Source organism: Aquihabitans sp. G128, assembly GCF_019048865.1.
Taxonomy (GTDB): domain Bacteria; phylum Actinomycetota; class Acidimicrobiia; order Acidimicrobiales; family Iamiaceae; genus Aquihabitans.
Genome location: NZ_CP077604.1, coordinates 379,655 through 400,695 on the forward strand (window position 1 = coordinate 379,655; position 21,041 = coordinate 400,695).

At 69.2% G+C, this 21,041-nt stretch carries 19 protein-coding genes and 1 tRNA gene; 7 read left to right on the forward strand and 13 right to left on the reverse strand.

Going from position 1 to position 21,041, the window contains the following annotated elements:
• Nucleotides 1-80: 80 nt before the first annotated feature.
• The 4 genes from KSP35_RS01735 (at nt 81) to KSP35_RS01750 (ending at nt 5,204) form a co-directional block, all read left to right on the forward strand.
• The gene (locus tag KSP35_RS01735) at nt 81-1,361 is read left to right on the forward strand and encodes a zinc ribbon domain-containing protein (RefSeq protein WP_216998528.1); all 1,281 of its coding nucleotides are present in this window, start codon (nt 81-83) and stop codon (nt 1,359-1,361) included.
• A 77-nt stretch (nt 1,362-1,438) separates the two neighbouring features.
• Nucleotides 1,439-1,511 (forward strand) — tRNA-Gly (locus KSP35_RS01740).
• A 478-nt stretch (nt 1,512-1,989) separates the two neighbouring features.
• Entirely contained in the window at nt 1,990-3,600 is a 1,611-nt protein-coding gene (locus KSP35_RS01745) for an ATP-dependent endonuclease (protein WP_216998529.1), read from the forward strand.
• A 29-nt stretch (nt 3,601-3,629) separates the two neighbouring features.
• Nucleotides 3,630-5,204: a UvrD-helicase domain-containing protein gene (locus KSP35_RS01750; RefSeq protein WP_216998530.1), complete on the forward strand. Its 1,575-nt coding sequence runs from the start codon at nt 3,630-3,632 to the stop codon at nt 5,202-5,204.
• 24 nt (nt 5,205-5,228) lie between these two features.
• On the opposite strand, the gene KSP35_RS01755 is transcribed toward KSP35_RS01750, so the two are convergent.
• Together KSP35_RS01755 and KSP35_RS01760 are read right to left on the reverse strand one after the other, a co-directional pair.
• Nucleotides 5,229-6,137, reverse strand: a complete 909-nt coding sequence (locus KSP35_RS01755) for a hypothetical protein (protein WP_216998531.1) — start codon at nt 6,135-6,137, stop codon at nt 5,229-5,231.
• A gap of 517 nt (nt 6,138-6,654) precedes the next feature.
• The gene (locus tag KSP35_RS01760) at nt 6,655-7,122 is read right to left on the reverse strand and encodes a hypothetical protein (RefSeq protein WP_216998532.1); all 468 of its coding nucleotides are present in this window, start codon (nt 7,120-7,122) and stop codon (nt 6,655-6,657) included.
• Nucleotides 7,123-7,341: 219 nt separating this feature from the next.
• Here KSP35_RS01760 and KSP35_RS23855 point away from each other — a divergent pair, with 219 nt between their 5' ends.
• Nucleotides 7,342-8,019 carry a response regulator transcription factor gene (locus KSP35_RS23855; protein WP_254126932.1) on the forward strand — a complete coding sequence of 226 codons (678 nt, stop codon included), beginning with the start codon at nt 7,342-7,344 and terminating at the stop codon, nt 8,017-8,019.
• Complete coding sequence (locus tag KSP35_RS01765; RefSeq protein WP_254127146.1) at nt 7,946-9,430, forward strand: cell wall metabolism sensor histidine kinase WalK; 1,485 nt, start codon at nt 7,946-7,948, stop codon at nt 9,428-9,430. Before KSP35_RS23855 ends, KSP35_RS01765 begins: the two co-directional genes overlap by 74 nt.
• A gap of 18 nt (nt 9,431-9,448) precedes the next feature.
• On the opposite strand, the gene KSP35_RS01770 is transcribed toward KSP35_RS01765, so the two are convergent.
• The 11 genes from KSP35_RS01770 to KSP35_RS01820 all read right to left on the reverse strand — a co-directional run bounded on the left by KSP35_RS01770 (nt 9,449) and on the right by KSP35_RS01820 (nt 19,833).
• Nucleotides 9,449-9,832 (reverse strand): cupredoxin domain-containing protein, encoded by a 384-nt coding sequence (locus tag KSP35_RS01770; protein WP_216998534.1) that lies wholly within the window; start codon nt 9,830-9,832, stop codon nt 9,449-9,451.
• A gap of 3 nt (nt 9,833-9,835) precedes the next feature.
• Nucleotides 9,836-10,687, reverse strand: coding sequence for an iron uptake transporter permease EfeU (gene efeU / locus KSP35_RS01775; RefSeq protein ID WP_216998535.1), 852 nt, complete (start codon nt 10,685-10,687; stop codon nt 9,836-9,838).
• Between the two features lie 168 nt (nt 10,688-10,855).
• Entirely contained in the window at nt 10,856-11,548 is a 693-nt protein-coding gene (locus KSP35_RS01780) for a VTT domain-containing protein (protein WP_216998536.1), read from the reverse strand.
• Nucleotides 11,549-11,619: 71 nt separating this feature from the next.
• Entirely contained in the window at nt 11,620-12,582 is a 963-nt protein-coding gene (locus KSP35_RS01785; protein ID WP_216998537.1) for a decaprenyl-phosphate phosphoribosyltransferase, read from the reverse strand.
• The gene (locus KSP35_RS01790) at nt 12,579-13,559 is read right to left on the reverse strand and encodes a phosphodiester glycosidase family protein (protein ID WP_216998538.1); all 981 of its coding nucleotides are present in this window, start codon (nt 13,557-13,559) and stop codon (nt 12,579-12,581) included. Before KSP35_RS01790 ends, KSP35_RS01785 begins: the two co-directional genes overlap by 4 nt.
• Nucleotides 13,556-14,248 carry a phosphodiester glycosidase family protein gene (locus KSP35_RS01795; RefSeq protein ID WP_216998539.1) on the reverse strand — a complete coding sequence of 231 codons (693 nt, stop codon included), beginning with the start codon at nt 14,246-14,248 and terminating at the stop codon, nt 13,556-13,558. The genes KSP35_RS01790 and KSP35_RS01795 overlap by 4 nt, the downstream gene beginning before the upstream one ends.
• A gap of 1,007 nt (nt 14,249-15,255) precedes the next feature.
• Nucleotides 15,256-16,005 (reverse strand): phosphatase PAP2 family protein, encoded by a 750-nt coding sequence (locus tag KSP35_RS25445; protein WP_371748939.1) that lies wholly within the window; start codon nt 16,003-16,005, stop codon nt 15,256-15,258.
• Nucleotides 16,006-16,147: 142 nt separating this feature from the next.
• Nucleotides 16,148-16,681 carry a phosphatase PAP2 family protein gene (locus KSP35_RS01805; protein ID WP_371748629.1) on the reverse strand — a complete coding sequence of 178 codons (534 nt, stop codon included), beginning with the start codon at nt 16,679-16,681 and terminating at the stop codon, nt 16,148-16,150.
• Nucleotides 16,682-16,840: 159 nt separating this feature from the next.
• Nucleotides 16,841-17,641, reverse strand: a complete 801-nt coding sequence (locus KSP35_RS01810; RefSeq protein ID WP_216998542.1) for a hypothetical protein — start codon at nt 17,639-17,641, stop codon at nt 16,841-16,843.
• 145 nt (nt 17,642-17,786) lie between these two features.
• Nucleotides 17,787-19,064, reverse strand: a complete 1,278-nt coding sequence (locus KSP35_RS01815; protein WP_216998543.1) for a sensor histidine kinase KdpD — start codon at nt 19,062-19,064, stop codon at nt 17,787-17,789.
• Nucleotides 19,065-19,104: 40 nt separating this feature from the next.
• Nucleotides 19,105-19,833 (reverse strand): response regulator transcription factor, encoded by a 729-nt coding sequence (locus KSP35_RS01820; protein WP_254126933.1) that lies wholly within the window; start codon nt 19,831-19,833, stop codon nt 19,105-19,107.
• Nucleotides 19,834-20,051: 218 nt separating this feature from the next.
• Here KSP35_RS01820 and KSP35_RS01825 point away from each other — a divergent pair, with 218 nt between their 5' ends.
• On the forward strand, nt 20,052-21,008 hold the full coding sequence (locus KSP35_RS01825) for a hypothetical protein (protein WP_216998544.1): 957 nt from the start codon (nt 20,052-20,054) through the stop codon (nt 21,006-21,008).
• Nucleotides 21,009-21,041: the final 33 nt, after the last annotated feature.

Genomic DNA, 21,041 nt, shown 5'->3' on the forward strand with positions numbered 1-21,041 from the left:
TCGCACCAGGGGCGCCCGGGGTCACGTACGCTTCGCCGGAAAACCCCCCGAACGACGACGTGATGGCGAAGGAACGATCGATGCAGTGTGCGGCCTGTGGGACCGAGAACGACGCAGGATCCAAGTTCTGCATGACCTGCGGGCGGTCCCTGGCCGCCCCCGAGCCCGAGGCGACGGCGCCTGACGCCCCGGCCGCCCTCGCCGCCGAGCTCGAGGCCAGCTCGGCGCCGGAGCCGCCGGCCCCGCCCGCCTACGAGGCCCCGGCCTGGAGCCCGCCTCCCGCCGCCCCCTCGCCGTTCGCCCCGTCGCCGCCCGCTGACGCTCCGGCTCCGCCGCCGCCGTTCGAGGCGGCCGCCCCGCCGGCTCCGCCCGCCGCCTTCGAGCCGCCGGCCGCCCCCGCGTGGGAGGCCCCCGCTCCGCCCCCGCCCGCCCCCGAGGAGCCGGCGCCTGCCGCCGAGGTCCCCGCTGCGGCCGAGGACGCCCCGGCCCCGCCGCCCCCGTGGGAGGCGCCCGAGCCCGTGGGTGACCCCACCCCGCCGCCACCAGCCTCCGAGCCGGCCCCTGCCGAGGTCCCCGAGCCCACGGCCGAGGCCCCGGCCCCGCCCGCTCCCGAGGCTCCGGCCCCGCCTGCGGTGTTCGCCCCGCCGGTCGAGCCGGTGGCCCCGCCGGCCTGGGCAGCGCCGCAACCCGATCCGCCCGCAGCCCCGGCCGCCCCGGCGTGGAACCCTCCGGCGCCTCCCGCCCCAGCCGCGCCGCCAGCACCGCCCGCGTGGGGCGGTCCGCCGGCTCCCGGCGCCCCGCCTGCCCCCGCCGCTCCGGCCTGGGGCGCGCCGCCGCCCGCCGCCGCCCCGCCCGCCCCCGCATGGGGGGCGCCGCCCGCTCCTGCAGCACCGGCCGCACCGGCGTGGGGCGCCGCCCCGGCCGGCCCGCCCGCACCGGGCTACGCCCCGCCGGCCGCTCCGGCGGCCCCGGTCAACACCGACCCCAACGGCCTCGGTGCCGCCGCCGGTCGCCTCGGCAACTCGCCCCGCAAGAACGCCAAGACGGCGCTCGCGGTGGCGGGCGCCGTGCTGGAGGACGGCGAGGCGGTCGAGGCCATCGTCGCCGGCAGGTTCGAGGGGAACCCCGCCGTGCTGGCGCTCACCGACAAGGCCGTGGTGCTCGTCGACGACCGCCAGTGGCGGCCCACCGTCGAGCGCTTCGCCATCGACGGCGGCATCCAGGTGCAGGGCTGGCAGGACGACCGCACGGCCAGCCTCACCCTGGTGGTGGGCGGCCGCCAGCTGGTGGTGGATCAGATCGGCGATCGCCCGCTGGCCGTCGAGCTGGCCCAGCGCATCCGCTACCGGACCGGCAGCTAGGCCAGGCAACGCTTCGCCCGATCGACCGGTTCCCGGTTGGTCGGTCCGAGGGCCTCGCGCTATGGTGAGGCCCCCACGCGGACGTGGCTCAGTTGGTAGAGCATCACCTTGCCAAGGTGAGGGTCGCCGGTTCGAATCCGGTCGTCCGCTCGGAGCGAAACCCCCTGCTACGCAGGGGGTTTCGTCGTTTTCGGTCGCCGAGCAGGCCCGATAGGGCCCTGGCAGTCGGGGACCTAGGTAGACCGAGTTCGCCCAGGTTGCGCCGACTTGGACCACCCCGGTTATGGAGCGCTTATGGGCGCGTGCACCGCCTGGTTGGATGGCCGTCCTGGGGCTGGGCGGCGAGGAGGCGCCCCACAGCTGCGCGTGGAGCCGGCAGCCGGCCGCTTCGACGCAGGGGAGGTTCGAGGTCATGCCCGTTCAAACCTACGGCTGAATCGGGCCGGCGGTCCAGCCGGATGCAGCAGAGGGTGCCGTTAGATCCAGGCACAAGGGCGTAGGCTTTCCCTGCTAGGTGGGGGAGCAACTTGGCTCAAGCTGGCGGGGGCGGGAAGGCAGCGATCGTTGCTGCGGGTGCTGTCGCCGATCGCGGAGTCGACACGTTCTTCCTCGACCGTGAAGGAGCCCCATGCGCATCGCTCGCCTCGTGTTCGTCAACCATCGGGTTATCCCAGACCTCGACTTCGAGGTGCGGAACCATCTGGCGCTCGTCGGGCCCAACGCATCGGGCAAGTCCACGCTCCTGCGGGCTCTCGACGTTGTCCTCGGAGGCACCTTCGGGCAGGTCCTGACCACCTTCACCGATTCGGAGTTCCGAGACCCTGACGAACCCCTTCGAGTCGAGGTTCACTTCGACTCCTTCGACGACAGCGACCGCTCGGCCTTCCCGGATGAGATCAACGTCAGCACCGTCGACGGAGTAGCCACCGAGTCTCTGGAGCTTTCGTGCGAAGTCTCGTACGAGGACGGCGAACCGAACCTGGTCAGGGTCTTCAAGAAGCCAGGAGACGATCGGCGGGTCAGGCCGGAGCACCTTGCTGCGGTCGGATGGGGGTTCCTGCCAGCCACCAGGTCCCCAGAGCGAGAGCTGGGGGCCGGGCGCAGAAGCGCTCTTCGGACCCTCGTCTCATCACTTGATCTTGGGGACCAGAAGGCCCAGCTGGTCGACCTGCTCGCAGAGGCAAACGCGCTGATCGATGGCACCGAGACCGTTCTCGACCTTCGCGCCCGCCTTGCGGAGGGATTGACAGACCTCACGCCACGGCCCGTGGCCGCCGAGGATCTCTCCGTTGTGGTGGCCCCGGTGGCTGAGAACCCCTCGAGTCAGGCCGAGCTGCGGCTCCGAGATCACGCAGGTGAGCCGGCTCCCCTCCACCATCAGTCTGATGGGCTTCGGGCGCTGTCGACGATCGTGGTCCAACGGCTCGCCCAGCCCGCCGCAATCCTCGCCATCGACGAGCCTGAGATCCATCTACACCCCAGAGGCCAGGCCCGACTCGGCGGATTGCTCGCCTCCGGCACAGGTCAGCGCCTAGTGGCCACACACTCGTCGGCAGTGCTGTCGTCCTTTCACCCAGCCGACGTCGTCGCCCTCGTCGACGACGGAATCCGCCAACTCCCGCCCGAAGCCGTCGCAGCGGCGCCGGCCTTCTTCGCCCAGTGGTGGGATGACGCAGCCTTGGAACCTCTGACCGCGAAATCGGTAGTACTCGTCGAGGGACCGAGCGACCGAGTTCTGCTGAGATCTGTCGCCCGGCTCCTCGGCCATGATCTCGACCGAGTCGACAGCTCAGTCGTCGTTGCGGGAGGAGCGACGAGCTTCAAGACACTCCTGCGGTTGTACGGGCCAAGGGGCTTCGATCTCGATCTGTTCGGCCTGGTCGACCGCGAAGAGGCGAACATCGTCGCTACCGCCTTCGGCGTGAGCAACGACGACGAGGCGCTTCTCTCGGTGGGTTTCCAGGTAAGCGATCCCGACCTCGAGGGGGAGGCAGTGAGCGGTCTGGGGGTCGCTAGGCATGCGGAGTTGCTCTGCGCCTCGGGCCTCTACGACGAGCGACAGATCCTCGGCACCTTCAAGGTCGACTCGGTTGCGGAAATCGAAGCCGACGCCTACACCGAGTGGTGTCGCCTCAAGAAGGTTGTTCACGCAGTAGCCCTCGAGAGGACCATGGTGCTGAACGACGCCGAGCGTCTTGCTTCCCTCGTCAGTCTCGTTGCGCTGATCGTGGACTCTTGACTGGGCAGCACTGGTACCAGGAGGTGGGGGTGAGGGATGTCCTTCTCACGGCACCACCAGGATGCGGGAAGACCCACCACCTCGCGCACCTAGTCGAGAGCCTGCTTTCACGCGGTCTCGTCACTGCCCCGCAACAGGTTCTCGCCGTCACCTTCTCGACGAAGGCGCGATCCAACCTCCGCTCGCGCATCCACGAGATCACGAGCCGAAGCCAGCGCCGACGATGCTACGTAGCGAACTTCCACGGGATGAGCTACCGGCTCTACCGGGCCCACGGCGCGACTCTCGGCCTTGACCCATCAGCGCTGCTGCCGCAACCGGGTTGGCTCGCCCAGCATCGGGCCGCCGTTGCGAGGGAACACGGAGCAAACCGGTACGACCTGAAGGACAACATCGACGTCGCCAAGGCAGGTGCGTTCGACCAGGACGAGACCATGGACCGGCTGTTGCACTTCGCCGGCCAGGCCGGAGTCGCCTACGAGCGAGGGCTCCGGCTGGCGAACCGCCTCGACTACAGCGACGCAATCCGGCACGCCGTGCGCCTCCTCGAGGTCGAGGAGATCGCCAGGTTGTACCAGTCCCGGTTTCCAGTCGTGGTCGTAGATGAGTGCCAGGACCTGACCCGACTGCAGTTCGCCCTGGCAGAGCGGCTGAGCGGACAGGCGCTGATCCTTGCCGGCGACGAAGCACAAGGTATCTACGGGTTCGCGGGCGCAGACGCCGAGTGGACCTATGGCCGGATGCTCGAGAGGGCGCCTCTTGAAATCCGGTTGGACACGTCGTACCGCTCCTCTCCAGCGGTACTTCGGGTCGTGTCGGCAGTGGCGGCCGAGCTCGGCGGTCAGGAGCTCCAGTGCGCGGATCCCTCAGCCTGGCCCGGCTGCGGTTCTGCGCAGACGCTTCGCTTTCCCGACACCTGGGTGGAGGCCGATTGCATCCTTGAACTCGCCATCGCAGATGTTCGAGCCAACCCGCAGGCCAGCGTTGCGATCATGGCCAGAACCGGATGGCGACGCCGTGAGGTCGAGGAAGCGGCTCGGTCAGCAGGCCTTGCTTTCGAGCTCTGGGACTACCCCGTCCACAGGCCCCGGGTCGTGCAGCTCCTTCGAAAGCATCTCCAAACTGCGCTCCTCCGGCACGAATCGGATCGTGAGCGACTAGATGAGCTGTTCCTTCTCTGCTTCGAAGAGTGCGGCCAAGACGACGTGGACACCGAGGACGACCTCAACCACGCCGTGGAGTCTCTAGAGGAACTCCTTGGCACGGCCCCGCTCGAGCAGATCGTCAACGAGATCCGCACATCCGCAGACGATGAGGTTCCGGTCTCGCCTGGCCTGCACTTCCTGAACGGGCACACCTGCAAAGGCCAGCAGTTCGACCACGTCTATGTGCTCGGCCTGGAGGAGGACGTCCTCCCCGACTACCGGTCCAGCCAGGACGCAGACAAGCTCACGGAGGAACTTGCGGTGCTCCACGTCATGGTGTCTCGAGCGCGCCAGTCGTTGACAGTGACCTGCACTCGGGATGTGAGGCGCTACGTAGACAGCCGATGGTTGCGCGCACCCTCCAGGTGGTTCGGTCTCATCGCTGAGATGTGCGACTGACCCACCTGACGTCAGTCCAGCTCCTCAGGGAAGAACGGTGACGATGGCCTCAGCAGCCTCGGTCAGGAGCAGGATGCCAGCAACGTCGTCAACCTGTCCGTGCAGATCGAAACAGACCCTGGTCACAACGAGCGAGAGGTCGGCGGTCCTGCCGAGCCGTGTCGCCGACTTGGTCCCTGCTGGCGTCAGATCGCCGACGATCTCTCCGCTGGCGGTGCGAACCGTCCAGCGCTTCAGGCCGGGCGTCACGTCGAGACGCTGGCCGAGCTCGACCGTCTGGATCGTCGCCCGAGACACCGTCTTCCGGTGCAGACCGCGCATGGCCGCTGCACCCGCACGGGAGTAGAGGGCGGTCTCTGCTTCGTGGTCGAGGACGAACTCGTCGGTCCGTAGGCCGCTGTCGCTCGTCGTGGATCGGAACCGGAACGGTGATCCGGCAGGCCCCTTGCGAGCCTCCGCGATGCTTGCGTAGCCGTGTTCGGGGCCGAGGAAGTGCTCGTTCACCTCCTCGATCACCTCGGCGCAGTACGCAGCCATGGAAGCCTCGTCGTCGCGGTGGATCGCAGCGCTGCTGATGGCGGCAAGGTCGAGGGCCGAGCAATCGCCTGGGCCGGCCAAGCCGAGGTGGTAGTGGCCGTTGCTTCCTGCGGTCTTCGGGTAGAGCCTGCTCCACGCCGTGGGGGTGCGCCCCGAGATGTAGCGAGCGGCTGCGACGGACACGCACCCGAACAACTCGCTGGCCTCTTCGGCTTCGAGGGTGGCGTCTGCGGCCGCAGCCACCAGGAGGCGGTCAAGGTCTGCGGGCGTGGGATCCTCGGCGAGTTCGATGCCGTACCGGGCGAAGTAGGTCGAGGCCGCCTTGAACTCGCCGGACACAACAGCAAGGTCTTCCCGAGTGATCGGCGCGATTCGGAACTCAGACGTGCTGGCCATGGGCGGCACCATCGCACTGTGCTCGGCAGCACATCCAGACCTAGAACTCCTAGGCCGTGACGGTCCAGAACGGGCATCTCAGATCGCTTCCGGACCTGCCCGGTTGCTTCGACCGACCCTTGTTCGTTAGGTCATGGGTCCTCGACCCTCTCTGGCGCAACGGACATGTCTCCTCGGGGCAGAGCGTCGAGTCTCCCAGCTCGGTCCTGGACCGCCCAGAGGGGTGTTTGCGCTGATAATGCGTCCGGTCTGTCCGGAGCCACTGGCACCTTGGACACACCGGGGTTGCTACGAGTGGGTTCCGTCCGGAACGGGTCCACTTGACGTTCGATCAGAGGCAGGGCCCTCGGCTCAGTCAGACCTGCGAAGAGAAAGCGCGATGCCTCGGACAGATTCCGGACGGCTCCATCTGCGGCATCTCAGCCTCATGGCCAACCGCGATCGAGTAGCCCATGGCTTGCCAAGGGGTCTCGGTATCGCTGCGGCTGGCGCCGGAGCGGGCGCTCTCGACCGACACCTACTCCGGTTCGCTCAGTTCCCGTTCAACCTCGCAGTGCAGAGCGCCGCAGGGCATCGGCGGGTGCCCGGATCCGAGACGTGGCACCTGCCAGAGGTCCTGGGCGGCGAGGGTGACGGCGAGGAGGTCCTCCAGGTCGCTGACCTCGACCGAGCAGGCCATGACCAGAGGCATCGACCGCGAGTCCGAGTCCCGGGTGCTCCCGTGGGTGACGAGTCCGCAAGGCGTGGCTACCTCCACCTCACCGAGGAGAACTTCAAGGCCGTCGCCGGCGATGTAGGCAGCGTCGTTGGTGGGAAAGCGGCACTGCCAGCCACCGGCCCAGTGGAGGATCCGGAATGTCTGCCCAGCCGTGAGGAACACGATTGGCGTCGTCGAAGTCAGGACTTCCGGGCGGAGATCTCGCCACTCGTCTCCGAGCCTCCAGAGCACCGAGATCGACCTGTTGGTGTTCGTTTGAACGGTCATGCGTGCATCATCACCAGGGGGTCTGACAGCGGCGGTTCCCGGATGACGCGCTCACGGGCGACCGAGGTTTCACGTTGCGACACCGAGCGAACAGAAGTCGGACGTCCGCGACCCACCAGGGCCCGCCGTCCACGCGTCGAACTCCTCCGGTCGATCTGACGGCACCCCCGCTCGTCAGCCTTGCTGCCTGAACACGTGGCATAGCGGCGATGATGAGGCATGCGCGTGCTAGTCGTCGAGGACGAGGAACGGCTGGCCCAGTCGCTGAAGCGAGGGCTCGAGGCGGACGGGTTTGCCGTCGATGTCTGCGCCGACGGCGCCAATGGCCTGTGGATGGCCCTCGAGCACCCCTACGACGCCATGGTCCTTGACATCATGCTCCCCGGGCTCAACGGCTTCGAGGTGTGCGCCAAACTGCGCCGGGCCGAGGTCTGGACACCGATCTTGATGCTCACGGCGAAGGACGGCGAGCTCGACGAGGTCGAAGCGCTCGACACCGGCGCCGATGACTACCTGACCAAGCCCTTCGCGCAGACAGTGCTGGTTGCTCGGCTTCGGGCGCTGCTCCGCCGAGGGTCCCACCCCCGACCGGCCCAGCTCGAGGCCGGGGACCTCTGGCTCGATCCTGGCGCCCGTCGCGCCGGGCGCGGGGCAACGGAGGTCGAGCTCACAACCCGGGAGCTCTCGGTGTTGGAGTACCTGATGCGCAACCGCGGCCAAGCCGTCTCCAAGCGCGACGTTCTCGATCACGTCTGGGATGAGCACTTCGAAGGCGAGCCCAACATCGTGGAGGTCTACATCCACTACCTGCGACGGAAGATCGATGCGCCGTTCGGTCGGCAGGCGATCCAGACGGTTCGTGGCGCCGGCTACCGAATCGACGAGCTCGGTGGCTGAGCCTGGCGTCGCTTCGCTCGAACGAGAACGCGCGCACCGGCTCGTCCGAGCGGCGACCCGTCGCCTGCAGAGGATCCGGTTCCGATCCATCCGGGTCCGCACCACCTTGCTCGCCACCGTGGTGCTCGGTGCAACGCTGCTCCTCGGCGCAGCCGGCCTCCTCGCCGTGCTCGACCAACGCTTGACCGACAACGTCGAACGGTCGGCGCGCCTCCGAGCCGGCGACGTCGCGGCGCTGATCGAGGCGGGCGCACCGCTCGATCGCTTGGCCGCCGATGACGTCGACGAGTCGCTGCTCCAGGTCCTCGATCCGACCGGGACAGTGGTGGCTTCCAGCAGCAACGTCGACGGTCAGCCGCCGGTCCTCGACCTTCCCGTGGGCTCCACCCGGACGGTCGCAGGACTGGCGTTGAGCCCGGAGCAGCGCTTCGTCGTCGTCTCGGAACCCGCGACCGTTGCTCAGGGCCGCTATGTCGTGCTGGCGGCCCGGTCTGTCGATCCTGCAGAGGACTCCGTGGAAGCGGTTCGCAACCTGCTCTTCGTGGCCATCCCTCTCCTCGTTGCTGCGGTCGCATCGACGACCTGGTTCGTGACCGGCCGAGCGCTCCGGCCCGTCGAAGCCATCCGAGCCGAAGCCGAGGCCATCGGGGCCACTGCGGCCGGTCGTCGGGTCCCGGAACCCGCCAGCGGGGACGAGGTCGCCCTGCTGGCGCGCACGCTCAACGACATGCTCGACCGCCTCGAGCAGGCCAGCGACCGACAGCGCCGGTTCGTCTCCGACGCCAGCCACGAACTGCGCAGCCCCATCGCGACGATTCGGAACCTGGTCGAGGTGGCCCGGTCCGACCCGGAAGGGCTCGACGTCGATGTCTTGACCGCCGGGGTGCTCGCCGAGGACCTCCGCCTCCAGCACCTAGTCGATGACCTCCTGCTCCTGGCCCGCCTGGACGAGGGCCGCCGAGAGCCCGCAACCGCCGTGGACCTCGACGACCTCGTGTTCGAGGAAGCCCGACGCACCCGAGCGGCAACACCCATCGAGTTCGACCTGACCAACGTGTCGGGAGGTCAGGTCCTCGGCAACCCCAAGGAGCTGCAGGCCGTGGTCCGCAACCTGATCGACAACGCCGCCCGCCACGCCAGGTCGAAGGTGGTCGTCACGCTCCTCCGCAGAGCCGGACGAGTCATCCTGACCGTCGACGACGACGGCGACGGGATCGCTCCGCAAGATCGCGATGCGGTGTTCGAGCGCTTCGCCCGGCTCGACACCTCGCGGGCGCGTGACCAGGGCGGTCACGGGCTCGGCCTGGCCATCGTCCGAGACGTGGTCATGGCCCATGGCGGCACCGTCGCAGCCGGTGGGTCGGACCTGGGCGGGGCGACCTTCGTGGTCGACCTGCCGGCGCACACCTGAGCGGCCTGCTGCTCGGTCCTAGGTGTCGGTCACCTTGAACGGGGCTCGGATCCCCTTGCCGACCATCCCGGGCTTGCACATCGTCGTGTACGTGCCCTTCTCGGCTTGGACGGTGAGGCTGCGGGTGACGCCCGGACCGATGTTCTCGACCTCTCCAACGACATCGGCGCCATCCGAGCCGAGGAGGTAGAACTCGGTCGGCTTCGCGCCATCGTTGGTCACGGAGAAGACCAGGCTGCCGCTCGCAGCCGTGGTTGCGGAGAGCGTGCAGGCGTCGTCGGTGCTGGAGACCTTGACCTTTGCGCCGGTACCGTCGGCGGAGCCTGAGGGGTTGTCGGTGCAGCCCGATGCGAGGCAGAGCACGATTGCGGCGCCGACGAGCGCGGCGGTGCGGTGGGGCATTGTTCAGGATCCTCCGTGGAGCTGTGGTGCGGGCGTGGGGGCCGGAGCAGGGCTGGGCCGCCGCACGCTGCTGATGAAGAGGCTGAGCACGGGCACCACGTACAGGGTCCAGACGAGCGCCTGGAGCCACGTGGTGGCGGGGGTGAAGTTGATGGTTCCTCGGAGCACGGTGGCGTACCAGCTCGACGGTGGGATCTGTGCGGAGAAGTCGAAGGCGAGCGAGTTGACGCCGGGGAGCACGCCGCCCTCTTGGAGGTCGTGAATGCCGTAGGCCAGGACCCCGGCCGCTACCAGGACCAGGAAGCCACCGGTCCAGGTGAAGAACTTGCCCAGGTCGAGCTTGACTGCGCCGCGGTAGATCAGGACCCCGAGCACGACGGCCGAGCCCAGCCCGAGCAGCGCCCCCAGGAGCGGCTGCGATGTGGACCCGGTTGCCTGCGCCGCAGCCCAGAGGAACAGCGCTGTCTCGAGCCCTTCTCGGCCGACGGCCAGCATCGCCACCAGTACGAGCGCGCCCGCTCCTGCTCCGGCGGCGAGGTCGAGGCGAGCCTCGAGCTCACCCTTGAGCGACCGAGCAGTGCGGCTCATCCAGAAGATCATCCAGGTCACGAAGGCCACGGCGATGATCGACAGGGTCCCGCCGATGATCTCCTGGGCCTCGAACGACAGGCCTTTGGGCCCGTAGGTCAGCAGGGCACCGAAGGCCACCGAGATCGAGACGGCGATGGCGACACCGACCCAGATCCGTGGCAGCAGGTCGCGGCGCTCGGTCTTGACCAGGTAGGCGACGAGGATGCACACCACGAGGGCGGCTTCGAGGCCTTCGCGGAGGCCGATGAGGTAGTTGGCGAGCATGGGGCCGTTCGGGTGTCGGGTGAGCGGAGGAGGATGCCCCTCACGAGATGAGGTGGAGTCCGCTGCCTTGAGTGGCAGGACGGGCACCCTCTCGGCGTTAGGCGTGCTGAACGTAGCGAAGCGCGCCTTAGAGGACCCTGAGGATGGGCCACCGACTTCGCTCGGAGATCAGGCGACCTCGATGTGGCGTCGTGAGCGAAGGACCTCGACGGCCACCGGCACCAGCGACAGGGCGACAACGGCGAGGACGGCAGCCTCGATGTGGTCGCGGATGACGCCGACGTTGCCGAGGTAGTGGCCCAGCGTGGTGAGGCCCATCGCCCAGATCAGCGCCCCGAGCAGGTTGTAGGCGAGGAATGTCCGATAGCGCATGCCGCCGACGCCGGCCACCACCGGTGCGAAGGTCCGCACGATCGGTACGAACCGGGCGAGCAGGATCGTCTTGGGTCCGTGGCGCTCGAGGAAGTCGTGCGCCTTCGTCACGTGGCTCTGCTTGAACAGCCGCGAGTCCTCCCGGGAGAACAGTGCGGCGCCGACTCGCTTCCCGAGCCAGTAGCCCACCTGGTCGCCGAGCACCGCAGCCACGAAGAAGAGCGGCAACAGGACTGCCAGCGGCGGCATGCCGTTGACGACGGGCGCAAGGGCTGCGCCGGGGTGACCGGCAGAGGCATAGGCCGCAGCGCCGCTCGAAGTGAGGAAGCCCGAGAGGAACAGCAGCGAGTCCCCGGGGAGGAAGAAGCCGAAGAACAGCCCGGACTCGGCGAAAAGGATGGCAACCACGACGTAGGCCGCGCTGCCGCCAGCCTTCTCTAGCCAGAACTCTGGCTTCCACGGGACGCTGGCGATCAGGTGAGCGAGCATGACCAGGACGGTACGGATGGCCAGAACATCGGATGGGACCGATCTGGTTAGGCGACGGTCAAGGGTTTGCGTCAGGCGTAGACCGAGAGGGCGACGAGTACCGCCATCGCCAGGCCGAGCAGCTGGAGGGTGCGGTTGCTGGCGAAGAGGCGGAGCGGGTCCGCCCCTCGTCCGGCTCGTACGAGGAGCCAGGCCCGAGCCGACGCCGCCACGAAGGGCACGATCGCGACGGCTGCCGGGGTGACCGTCCCGGTGGCGAGCGAGGAGGTGCTGGCCCCGTCGCCGGTCCCGAGCGCCCAGACGGTGAAGGCACCCACCGTCACCGCGAGTGCCCCACCGAGCAGGAGGGTGCATCGGACCGGCGTGTACCAGCCGAGGACGAGGCGATGAGAAGCTGCATCGGCACCGAGCTCGGCAAGCTCTCCCATGCGTTTGCCGAGCACGATGAAGAGGGCACCGCCGGCGGCGATGGCCAGGAACACCGGTGTCAGAGGAACGTGGGCCCCGGCGGCACCTGCGGCCGTGCGGAGGACGAACCCCGAAGCGACGACCAGCACATCGACCACCGGGACCCGCTTCAACCATCGGGTGTAGCCCGTGGTGGTCACCAGGTAGGCGGCCAGCACCACGATCATCGTCGGCCCTGAGAGCCACGCGAGGGTCAGGGCAAGGCCGACGAGCATCGACGCCGCTGCCCGAGCCTGCCCGACGCGGAGTCGACCAGCGGCGATGGGACGGAGGGACTTCGTCGGGTGGAGCCGGTCCGCCTTGACATCTCCGGCGTCGTTGATCAAGTACGTAGCGCTCGACGCGAGGACGAAGGCGACTCCGGCCAGCAGCGCACCGCCGACCGCACGGGGGTCGGTGAGCCGTCCGGCGGCAAAGGGAGCCGCTAGGACGAGCACGTTCTTCACCCACTGCTTCGGCCGACAGGCATCGAACACGGCTCGGGCCAGTGATCCGCCGACGGCCGAAGCGGGCGGCGTCGCGGCGCAGTGCGTTCGACGGGACGGCGGTGCGGACGCAGTGTTCATCGGATGGTGCGCTGCTCGGTGACGGCAACGAAGTCACGTCGATCGGGGGTGAGGTAGCGGTCCGAGGCTGCGGTCATCACCTGGAGCAGTTCCTTCGACGTACCTGGGCCTGTCGCGTTCCCGCCGGCGAAGAGGTGGAAGACGACCATGTTCGGGTGGATGTCGAGCTCCATGCCAGTGACGGCGCCGGCCTGGACGAGGCCGGCGGCGAGCTGCGCCAGGTCCAGATCCGGCCCGGCGACGTAGACCAGCGAGCCGTCCGGCCGCTGGCCGAGCGCAGATCGAGGTGTGCGCTGCACCTGGTGGTGTTCGGTGCTCCACGATCCGTCGTGCAGGGTCAGCAGGCCCGGAACGGATCGGGCCTGCTCGACGATCGGCATCAGGTTCTGCCGGACCGCGACGATGTCCGGTGACGGTGCGATGTCGGTGCCCCAAGCACCGACCTGAGCAGACCCGTCGCGGCGGACGACGAGCGATGCCTGGCCAACGACGAGGCGCCGAGCGACCCGAGCCTCCGCTTCGAACCCGCCGGTGAGGTCCTGGTACTTGAACCCGCCGTTGAACACTGCGACCAGTGAAGAGCGCAGCGCCGATGGCACTTGGCCTGTGGTCGACCAGGTCCCTCCTGGTTGGGTCGTGCCGGGCACGACGTGGAACTGGAGGTCGGGCGAGAGCCATGCGGCGGCGACGAAGGCTCTCGGATCGGTGGGGTCGGGCTGGAGCAGCGATGTCGCCATCAGGGGAGCGCCGACCGACGTGGTTCGCTGCTGGGCCCAGCCGCTCGGTGGCTGCGCCGACTGCTTCACGGGGTGAGCAGGAGTCGTCGGTCCCGTGAACGCACCGGCGGAGGAGACCGGTTGGCCCCCTTGGGCGACGAACGGATGCACGGTGAGGCCGACACAAGCACAACCGGTGGCCAGCAGGATCGCCGCCGCGAGGGCGGTAGCTCGCCGCAGTGTCCGGTGGCGGGCCGTCATCGCAGGGTCGCCGTGATGAAGTCCCGCTGGTCGGGAGCGGCGTAGCGATCCGCAGGTCGAGACATCGTCGGCAACAGCCGCACCGGCGCCCTGCGCCGGTCCGACCGACCCAGGTCGAACAGGTTCGCCGTCACCATCGGCGTGTGGATGTCGAGCTGCATGCCACGCACTGCCCCGGCCTGGGTGAGGGCGTCGGCCAGCGAGACCAGGGTGAAGTGGTTGCCAGCGACGTAGATGGGGTTTCCGGCGGCGTCGATACCGAGGCCGGACCGCCAGGTCCACTGGAGCTGGCTACGACGAGACCCCCACAGCTTGTGGCCGTTGTGGACGAGGCCCTTCACCGGCCGGGACCGGTCCACGATGAGGTGCAGGTTCTGGCGGACGGCGTAGGTCGACGGGGTCATGCGGACGTCGCGACCCCACTCGCCCAGCGAGATCGCACCGGTCTTGTCGACCACGATCGACGCAGCACCCCGCTGCAGCCTCCCTACGTGGTGCCCCGCTTGGTAGAACCCCCCGCCGCTGTCTCGGAGCAGGAACCCCGAGTTGAAGGCGGCGACGGTCTTGGACCGGCTGGCCGGCGGAATCTCCGCCGATCCCGGCCACGATTGCCCACCGGGCTCCTTGGTGCCGGCGACGAGGTCGAGGCGAACCGCCCGGCGGTCGAGCCACAGGAGCCCGGCGACCATCGTCGGGTGCTTCGGGTCGGGGCGGAACCACGTCGTGTAGCTGGCGGTGACGCCGTTTCGGGCGACCGGGCCAGGGGTCCAGCGACCTTCGCCTGGCATCATCGGAGCAATCGCAGGCCGAAGCCCCGGCAGCGTGCCTGCCTGGCGCGCAGCTCGGACGATCGAACCTTGGGCGATGCTGGGCACGGGTGGAAGAGGCCCGGACGGCCGGCCGTGGGTCGGCGGCTCCTGACGGGAGTAGTACCAGACCTCGACGCTGTTCACGATCCCGCTCCCGCCGTGAGAGCGGATCCAGTCGACGGTCCGAACGGAGGTCGATGCCGAGCCGGGATAGGTGAGGGCGTGGCCGTAGGACCAGCCGACCGGGACCCCCATGAGCAGGAGAACCAGCGCCGCCGCTCGGGCACGGCGCCAACGTCGAGGCTTCCGCGGCGCAGGGCCGGGGGGTCGAGTGGGGGCATCGGTGCGTTCGAGCGTGGCGGTCATCGCGGTCCGTTCGTCGGGGCGTACCCGGAACGTACGGAGGGGTCGGCTAGGCCCGAACCGGTGGACGGTCAACGCTCGGCAAAGCCTTCGGTCGACACAAGGGTTCGTCGGCCCCTACCGATTGGGTCCGAGCGGCGCCTGAGGGGCACACCGAGGTTTGCCGTCGCCTGACCGGATCGTGCTCTTCGCCTTGCCGACGGTTCCCTACCGTGCGCAGCTCATGGATCGTCCGGAGCCGAGCGGGCCGAGCCCCAAGGAGCGTCTCCGGGCGGAGTTTCGGAGCAGCCTCCTGCTGCTGTGCGTGCTCCTCGGTCCGATCGTCGGGTTGGTGGTGATCGTCCACCAACACGACCGGCGGGTGATCGCCCATCGCGTGTGCGTCACGGCTCGCGAAGGCCAACCGGCCTGCCCAGCGACACCAACCACCGTCAGACCCTGAAGTTGGCGCCGGCGGTCACGCTCTGCGCTGACCAGACCGTCCCGGCACCGCGCGGGTGGTGCCGCCACCTCGGGTGGCGGGTTCACCCAAGGTGGCGGCGTCCATCGGCTGGCGGGCGGGCGCCAACCGACGGAGATCTGCTGACCGGTCCAGGCCGGCTGACTACGTGACCCCGCGAGTGGCCATCGTCGGACGTGTTGCCTGCGGCCGCTGATGCTCGGCTCGAGGTGGCCTCTCCGCTCGAGCCGTCGCCCGTGCCCAGCACCGCTGCGGTAGCCGCTGCGCACGCGGTCCCGAGCAGGACCCCGGCAATGACGTCAGTCGTCCAGTGCACGCCCAGCTCGACTCGGGAGGCGGCGACCGCAACCGTGATCACGGCCCAGCCGCCCGCGAGTGGTCTCGCAGCCCGAGGGCCGGGCAGCCGTCCCCAGATCACCAGCGCCAGCGAACCCCACAGGGCTGCCGCCATCGTGGCGTGTCCTGACGGGAACGGCGCGCTGGCGAGGTGTTCCAGGGCGAAGGTCCTGCCTGGCCGAGGGCGGTTCACGGCGTGCTTGAAGGCCTGCGACGACAAGGTCGCAGCCGCCACCGCAGCGGCGACCCTCAGGAAGGGCCCGGCGTCGCGGCGCCGAAGCGCCCATCCTGCGAGCGCCAGGAGCACCAGCCCTGCAGCTGGACCAGATCCAAGGCGGGTCACCACCGACATGACGCTGGTGACCGATGCGCTGCGGTGCTCAGCCACGGACACGGCGATGTTCCGGTCCACAGCAACGTGTCCCTGCGCAGACACCACCCAGGTGGTCAACGCAGCAAAGCCGAGTGCGCAAACCATGACCACCCGGACGAACTGCGCCCGAGACGGCGAGCCGGTCGCCGCATCGACGAGGTCGAGGCGGGGCTCGGCCGGTCTCAACGGCGAAGCGATTCGAGAACGTCGGCAGTCTCCGCCGGCGCAGGCGACGACAGGCGGGCCATCACGGGCCGACCCGCACGTGACCGTCAGGGGCGGTCTGCCGGTGCCCAGTGGCACGACCCGCGAGGAGAGCCACGAGCGGCACCCGACTCACCGAGCCCAGGAGCCTCTCGACCGGCGGACGCACGAGGCGGGCGCCGGCGACCGCGACGGCTGCGCTGATCAGGAGGCCGGCGACGACATCGGACGGGTAGTGGGCGCCGGCGTAGACCCGGGTGACCGCCATCAGGATGGCGAGCACGAATGCGACCCCGCCCACGGTGCGGTCCACCAGCCAGATACCGGCAGCGACGGCGCCGACCGCAAGCGAGTGGTCGCTCGGGAACGACCCGTCGGTGGTGCGGGCAACCAAGACCTCTATGTGCGGCAGCGCGGCGTAGGGCCGAGGACGATCGATGAAGACGTGGATGGCGATGCCGACGAGGAGGGCTACGAGCGGGGCAAGCCCCGCCCATAGGAGGCCGGCTTGGCCCCTGAGGTCGCCGACCCGGCGAGCCCGCACCCACGCCCACACGAGTAGGCCGGCGAAGGCCACGATCCCGTAGGTGGCGTAGGCGCTCGCCGTGCCGTGCAGCCAGGGGGTCCGGACGGCGAACCGGTTCACCGATTCGAACAGGTCACGATCCATGGTGGCCCGGTCCGCCTCCGACGCCGACGGGGACTCCCGGCCCGTCGGCGTCGATCAGGGGCCGACTCATGCGGCGGCGGGTTCGACCAGCGCAGGCGCCTGGTCGCGCTTGGTGCGGGTGAGGTAGACGACGACACCGAGGATCGTGGCTAGGAACAGCAGGCTGGTGCCGGTGGTGCCGAGCCCGAGCCCGCCGGCCGAGCGGGGCTGGGACAGGTAGTCGCCGATCGAGGCGCCGAGGGGACGGGTGAGGATGTAGGCCAGCCAGAAGGTGAGCACGGCGTTGACCTTGAGGCCGAAGCGGGCGATGGCCACCAGGGCGATGAGGCCGCCGAACATCAGGGCCGACTTCCAGTAGCCCAGGTTCAGGGTCTCGGCGATGTAGTCGCCGGCGGCGGTGCCCAGGGCGAAGGTGAACAGGATGGCCAGCCAGTAGAAGGCCTCGCGCTTCGGGGTGTGGATCGAGTGGATCGACAGCGTCTTCTCCTGCGACCACCAGGCCGCGAAGGTGGCCAGCATGGCGATGCCGAAGGCGATCGTCGTGGTGCGCAGCGCCACGCCCAGGTCATCGACGAGCTTGTCGGTGATGAGCGTGCCGACCACGCTGATGAGCACGACGGTGATCCAGTAGATCCCCGGCGTGTAGCGGCGGGACCGGAACTGGGCCACCAGCGCCCCCACCAGCAGGACGCCCATGACCACCATGGTCTTGGTGAGCCCCAGCTTGAGGTTCTCCGAGAGCAGGTCGGCGAAGGTCTCGCCGACCGTGGTGGCCATGATCTTGATGATCCAGAAGAAGATCGTGACCTCCGGGACCTTGTTCAGGACCGCTCGAGCGGTTGGTCGGGTCGAAACGTTCGCTTCCATGCGCACCTCTTCTGGGTGGCCGACACCTTGCGGGCCGACTCGGCGTGACGGTCCGGTTCGGACCGTCTGGCGCCAAGGTGCCTGCGGGCCGGTTCGACCCCACGCCCGATTCGGTTAGAGGACGCCCAAATCTCCGGGTCGGAGCTCAGGCCCGATCGGGCAGGACCAAGCGAAAGGTGGTCGGCCCGGTCCCGCTGAGGAAGAGTCGACCACCCTCGGCTTCGGCCAGGGATCGCGCCAACGCCAGCCCGAGCCCGTGGCGGTCCCTCCCGGGTGGGCGGCGCTGGAAGATGGTGGCGCTGTCGACAGCTGAGCGGCCCTCGTCGGCCACCGCGACCGAGAGCATGCCGCTGCCGGCTGCATCGATCTCCACCCGGACCGTCCCGCTCCCGTGGCGCCCGGCGTTGTCGATCAACACGTCGAGGATCTCGTCGAGCACCTCGGTGCTGACCCGCACCACGCCGTCGCCTGTTCCGGCCACGGCCAGGTCCCGGCCCGTTCGACCGAGCCGCTGGGCCCAGCGCTCGTGCAGCCGGCGCGCCGCTGCCACCGGGTCCAAGGGCTCGTAGGTCCGGGGCAGGTCGCGGGCGACCGCTAGCAAGGTGGAGATCGTCGACTCCAGGCGGTCGAGGTCGGCGAGCACCTCGGCCAGGACCTCCTCGGGAGCGTCGCGCGGGGTGGCCAGCTCGGACTCGACGGCGAGGCGCATGCTGGTCACCGGCGTGCGCAACTGGTGAGACGCGTTTGCCGAGAAGGTGCGCTCACGTTGGAGAACCGCCTCGAGCCGCGCAGCAGTGTCAGCCAAGGCGGCAGAGGTGTCGTCGATCTCCGCCACACCGCTTGACCGGGAGGCGATGGCGAAGTCTCCGTTGCCCAATCGCACGGCATCGTCGCGGACGGCCTGCAGCGGCCGGGCCAACCGGGCCGCCAGCACGGCCCCGACCGCGACGGCGACGGCGACGGCGACGGCATCGACTGCGACGAGCAGCAACAGGTCCCGACGGACCCGCGCCGTGGTGTCCGCTTTGGGCTCGGCCACCCGGATGGTCGCGATGCGCCGATCGTCGAGGGTCACCGGCCGGGCGAGCACCCGCTCGGACCCGACGGTGCCGTCGGTCGTGGCGATCCCTCGGCGTTCGACGATCTCGTCGGCGCGCATCGGTCCCTCGCCGGCCAACCGCTTGCCCGCCCGGTCGTAGACCGCCACCGAGAGGTTGGCCTCCTCGCTGGCCAGGTCGATCTCGGCTCCCGGCTGGCCCACGTCGGGACCGAGGCCAGCGGCGGTGCGTTCGGCGGCCCGATCGAGCTCGAGGACCGAATCGGCCTGTTGCCGGCTGGCGATGACCAGCCCGAGCGGCAACGTCAGCACCGCTGCGGCCAGCACCACGACACCGACGATGGCGGTGAGGATCCGGCGCCTCACCCCGTCGCTCGGAGTGAGGCCCGGCGCTGGGCTCGGCCGATCACCCGCGGACCTCCCACCGGTAGCCGACCCCGCGCAGCGAGGTGATCCGGCTCGACTCACCGGGCTGCTCGCCGAGCCGGCGACGCAGCGACGACATGTGCACGTCCAGGGTCTTGGTCGAGCCGAACCAGTGCTCATCCCACACGTTCGACATGAGCGACTCGCGGGTGAGGGCCTGGCCCTTGTGGCGCAACAGCTCGGCCAACAGGTCGAACTCCTTGGCCCGCACGAGGACCTCATGGCCGGCCACGAGCACCCGCCGGGCATCCAGGTCGACGTGGACGTCGCCGTCCTGCAACACGTTCGTGCCGGGCGAGGAGTCGGGGCGGCGGAGCTGGGCTCGGATGCGGGCCAGGAGCTCGGCCAAGCGGAAGGGCTTGGTCAGGTAGTCCGCAGCGCCGGAATCGAGGCCGATGACGATGTCCATCTCCTCAGCGCGCGCAGTCAGCATCAGCATCGGCAGCGACGGCCAACGGCGGAGGTACTCCCTAGCCACATCGAGGCCATCCCCATCGGGGAGGCCGAGGTCGAGCAACACCAGATCTGGCGGGTCGACGACCTCCCATGCGGCAGCGACGGTGGCCACCCGGTCGACGTCGTAGCCAGCGTTCTCGAGGGCCCGCTGCAGGGCGACGCCGATCCCGGCATCGTCCTCCACCACCAGCAAACGACCCCCATCCACGTCTTCAAGGTAGGCGATTCGTGCGGTGGTGTCGGCTGCGCTCACGGCACGTGCTCCTGGTTGGGCGAGGTTGGGGCGAGATCGTGCCGATCGGCGCTGCCGGTCCCCGGGCAGGCGCCTCGCACCGCGCGAAAGCTAAGGAGACGCCCGTTAGGGCGCTCCCCCACAACGGTGAGGGGACGGCAAGATCCCAGTGATGCGGGCCTGAACCCACACCCAACCTAAACCGGCTCACGCGGCAGTCCCGGACGTACGGTCAGGCGATGGCGATCGCTGCGCTGTCTGCTGCCAACGCAGACGGCTTCTTCAACACCATCCGGCCTCACCAGGACCTCGTCGCAGAGGTCCTCGCACACAGCGATTCGAGGCAGTTGCCAGTGCCGTGGCGCCCTGCGGCGGACTCGCCAGCGATGGCGGAGCTTGCTGTCGAGGCGGATTGGACGCCGCCGGGGGAGCGGGCGCCGGTCGAGAGCGCCTACGGGAAGGCAGCGCTCCTCATGCTCGCCGCCGAGGACCACCTCGATTCGCTCAGCGGCCTCTACCGGCCGCCGGACGCCGTGTCGGTCTTCACCCCATCGGTCATCCTGCGAGCACTCCTCGAGACGCTCGGGCGCGTTCGATGGCTCATCGACCCTCACATCGGAGTGAAGCGGCGAGTCGGCCGCAACATGACCGAGACCCTCCACACCGGGCATCACCGCCGCAAGTCCTTCACAGGAGAGGACAGGAAGGCCTACGACCGTGACTTCGACCGCGAGTCCTTGACGGCCTGGGGTCAGGCCAAGAAGTACGAGGTTGCGAAGGACAAGGACGGAAGCTGGTACGTCGGCGAACCGAGACTCGGGACGGCGAAGGCCATCGGCCGGCTCTTCTCCGGCTCTGCACGCGAGAGCGCCCCTGGGACCATCTTCCGGGCCACCTCAGCGGTCAGCCACGCAAGCATCCACGGCATCCTGTCTCGAGTCGAGCTCGAGTCGACGGGTGGGGGCGCGGGTTCGCGGAGCATGGCCACGATCGGTACGAACGATGCCGTTGCCGCTGAGAACCTGGCGGTTGCTCTCTACGCCTACGTGCTCGTCGCAGTAGAGCGGCGCAAACTTCTCGGGTGGGCGTCGCCCGAGTGGGACGCAACGGTGGACAGGGTGGGGCGACTCGTGATGAAGAGCTTCGAACCCGTCGACGGACACCGCCGTCCGACGAGTGGGTTGTACCTGCCGTGACGATGCAGTCGGTCGAAGTGCGTGGCCTTGCCA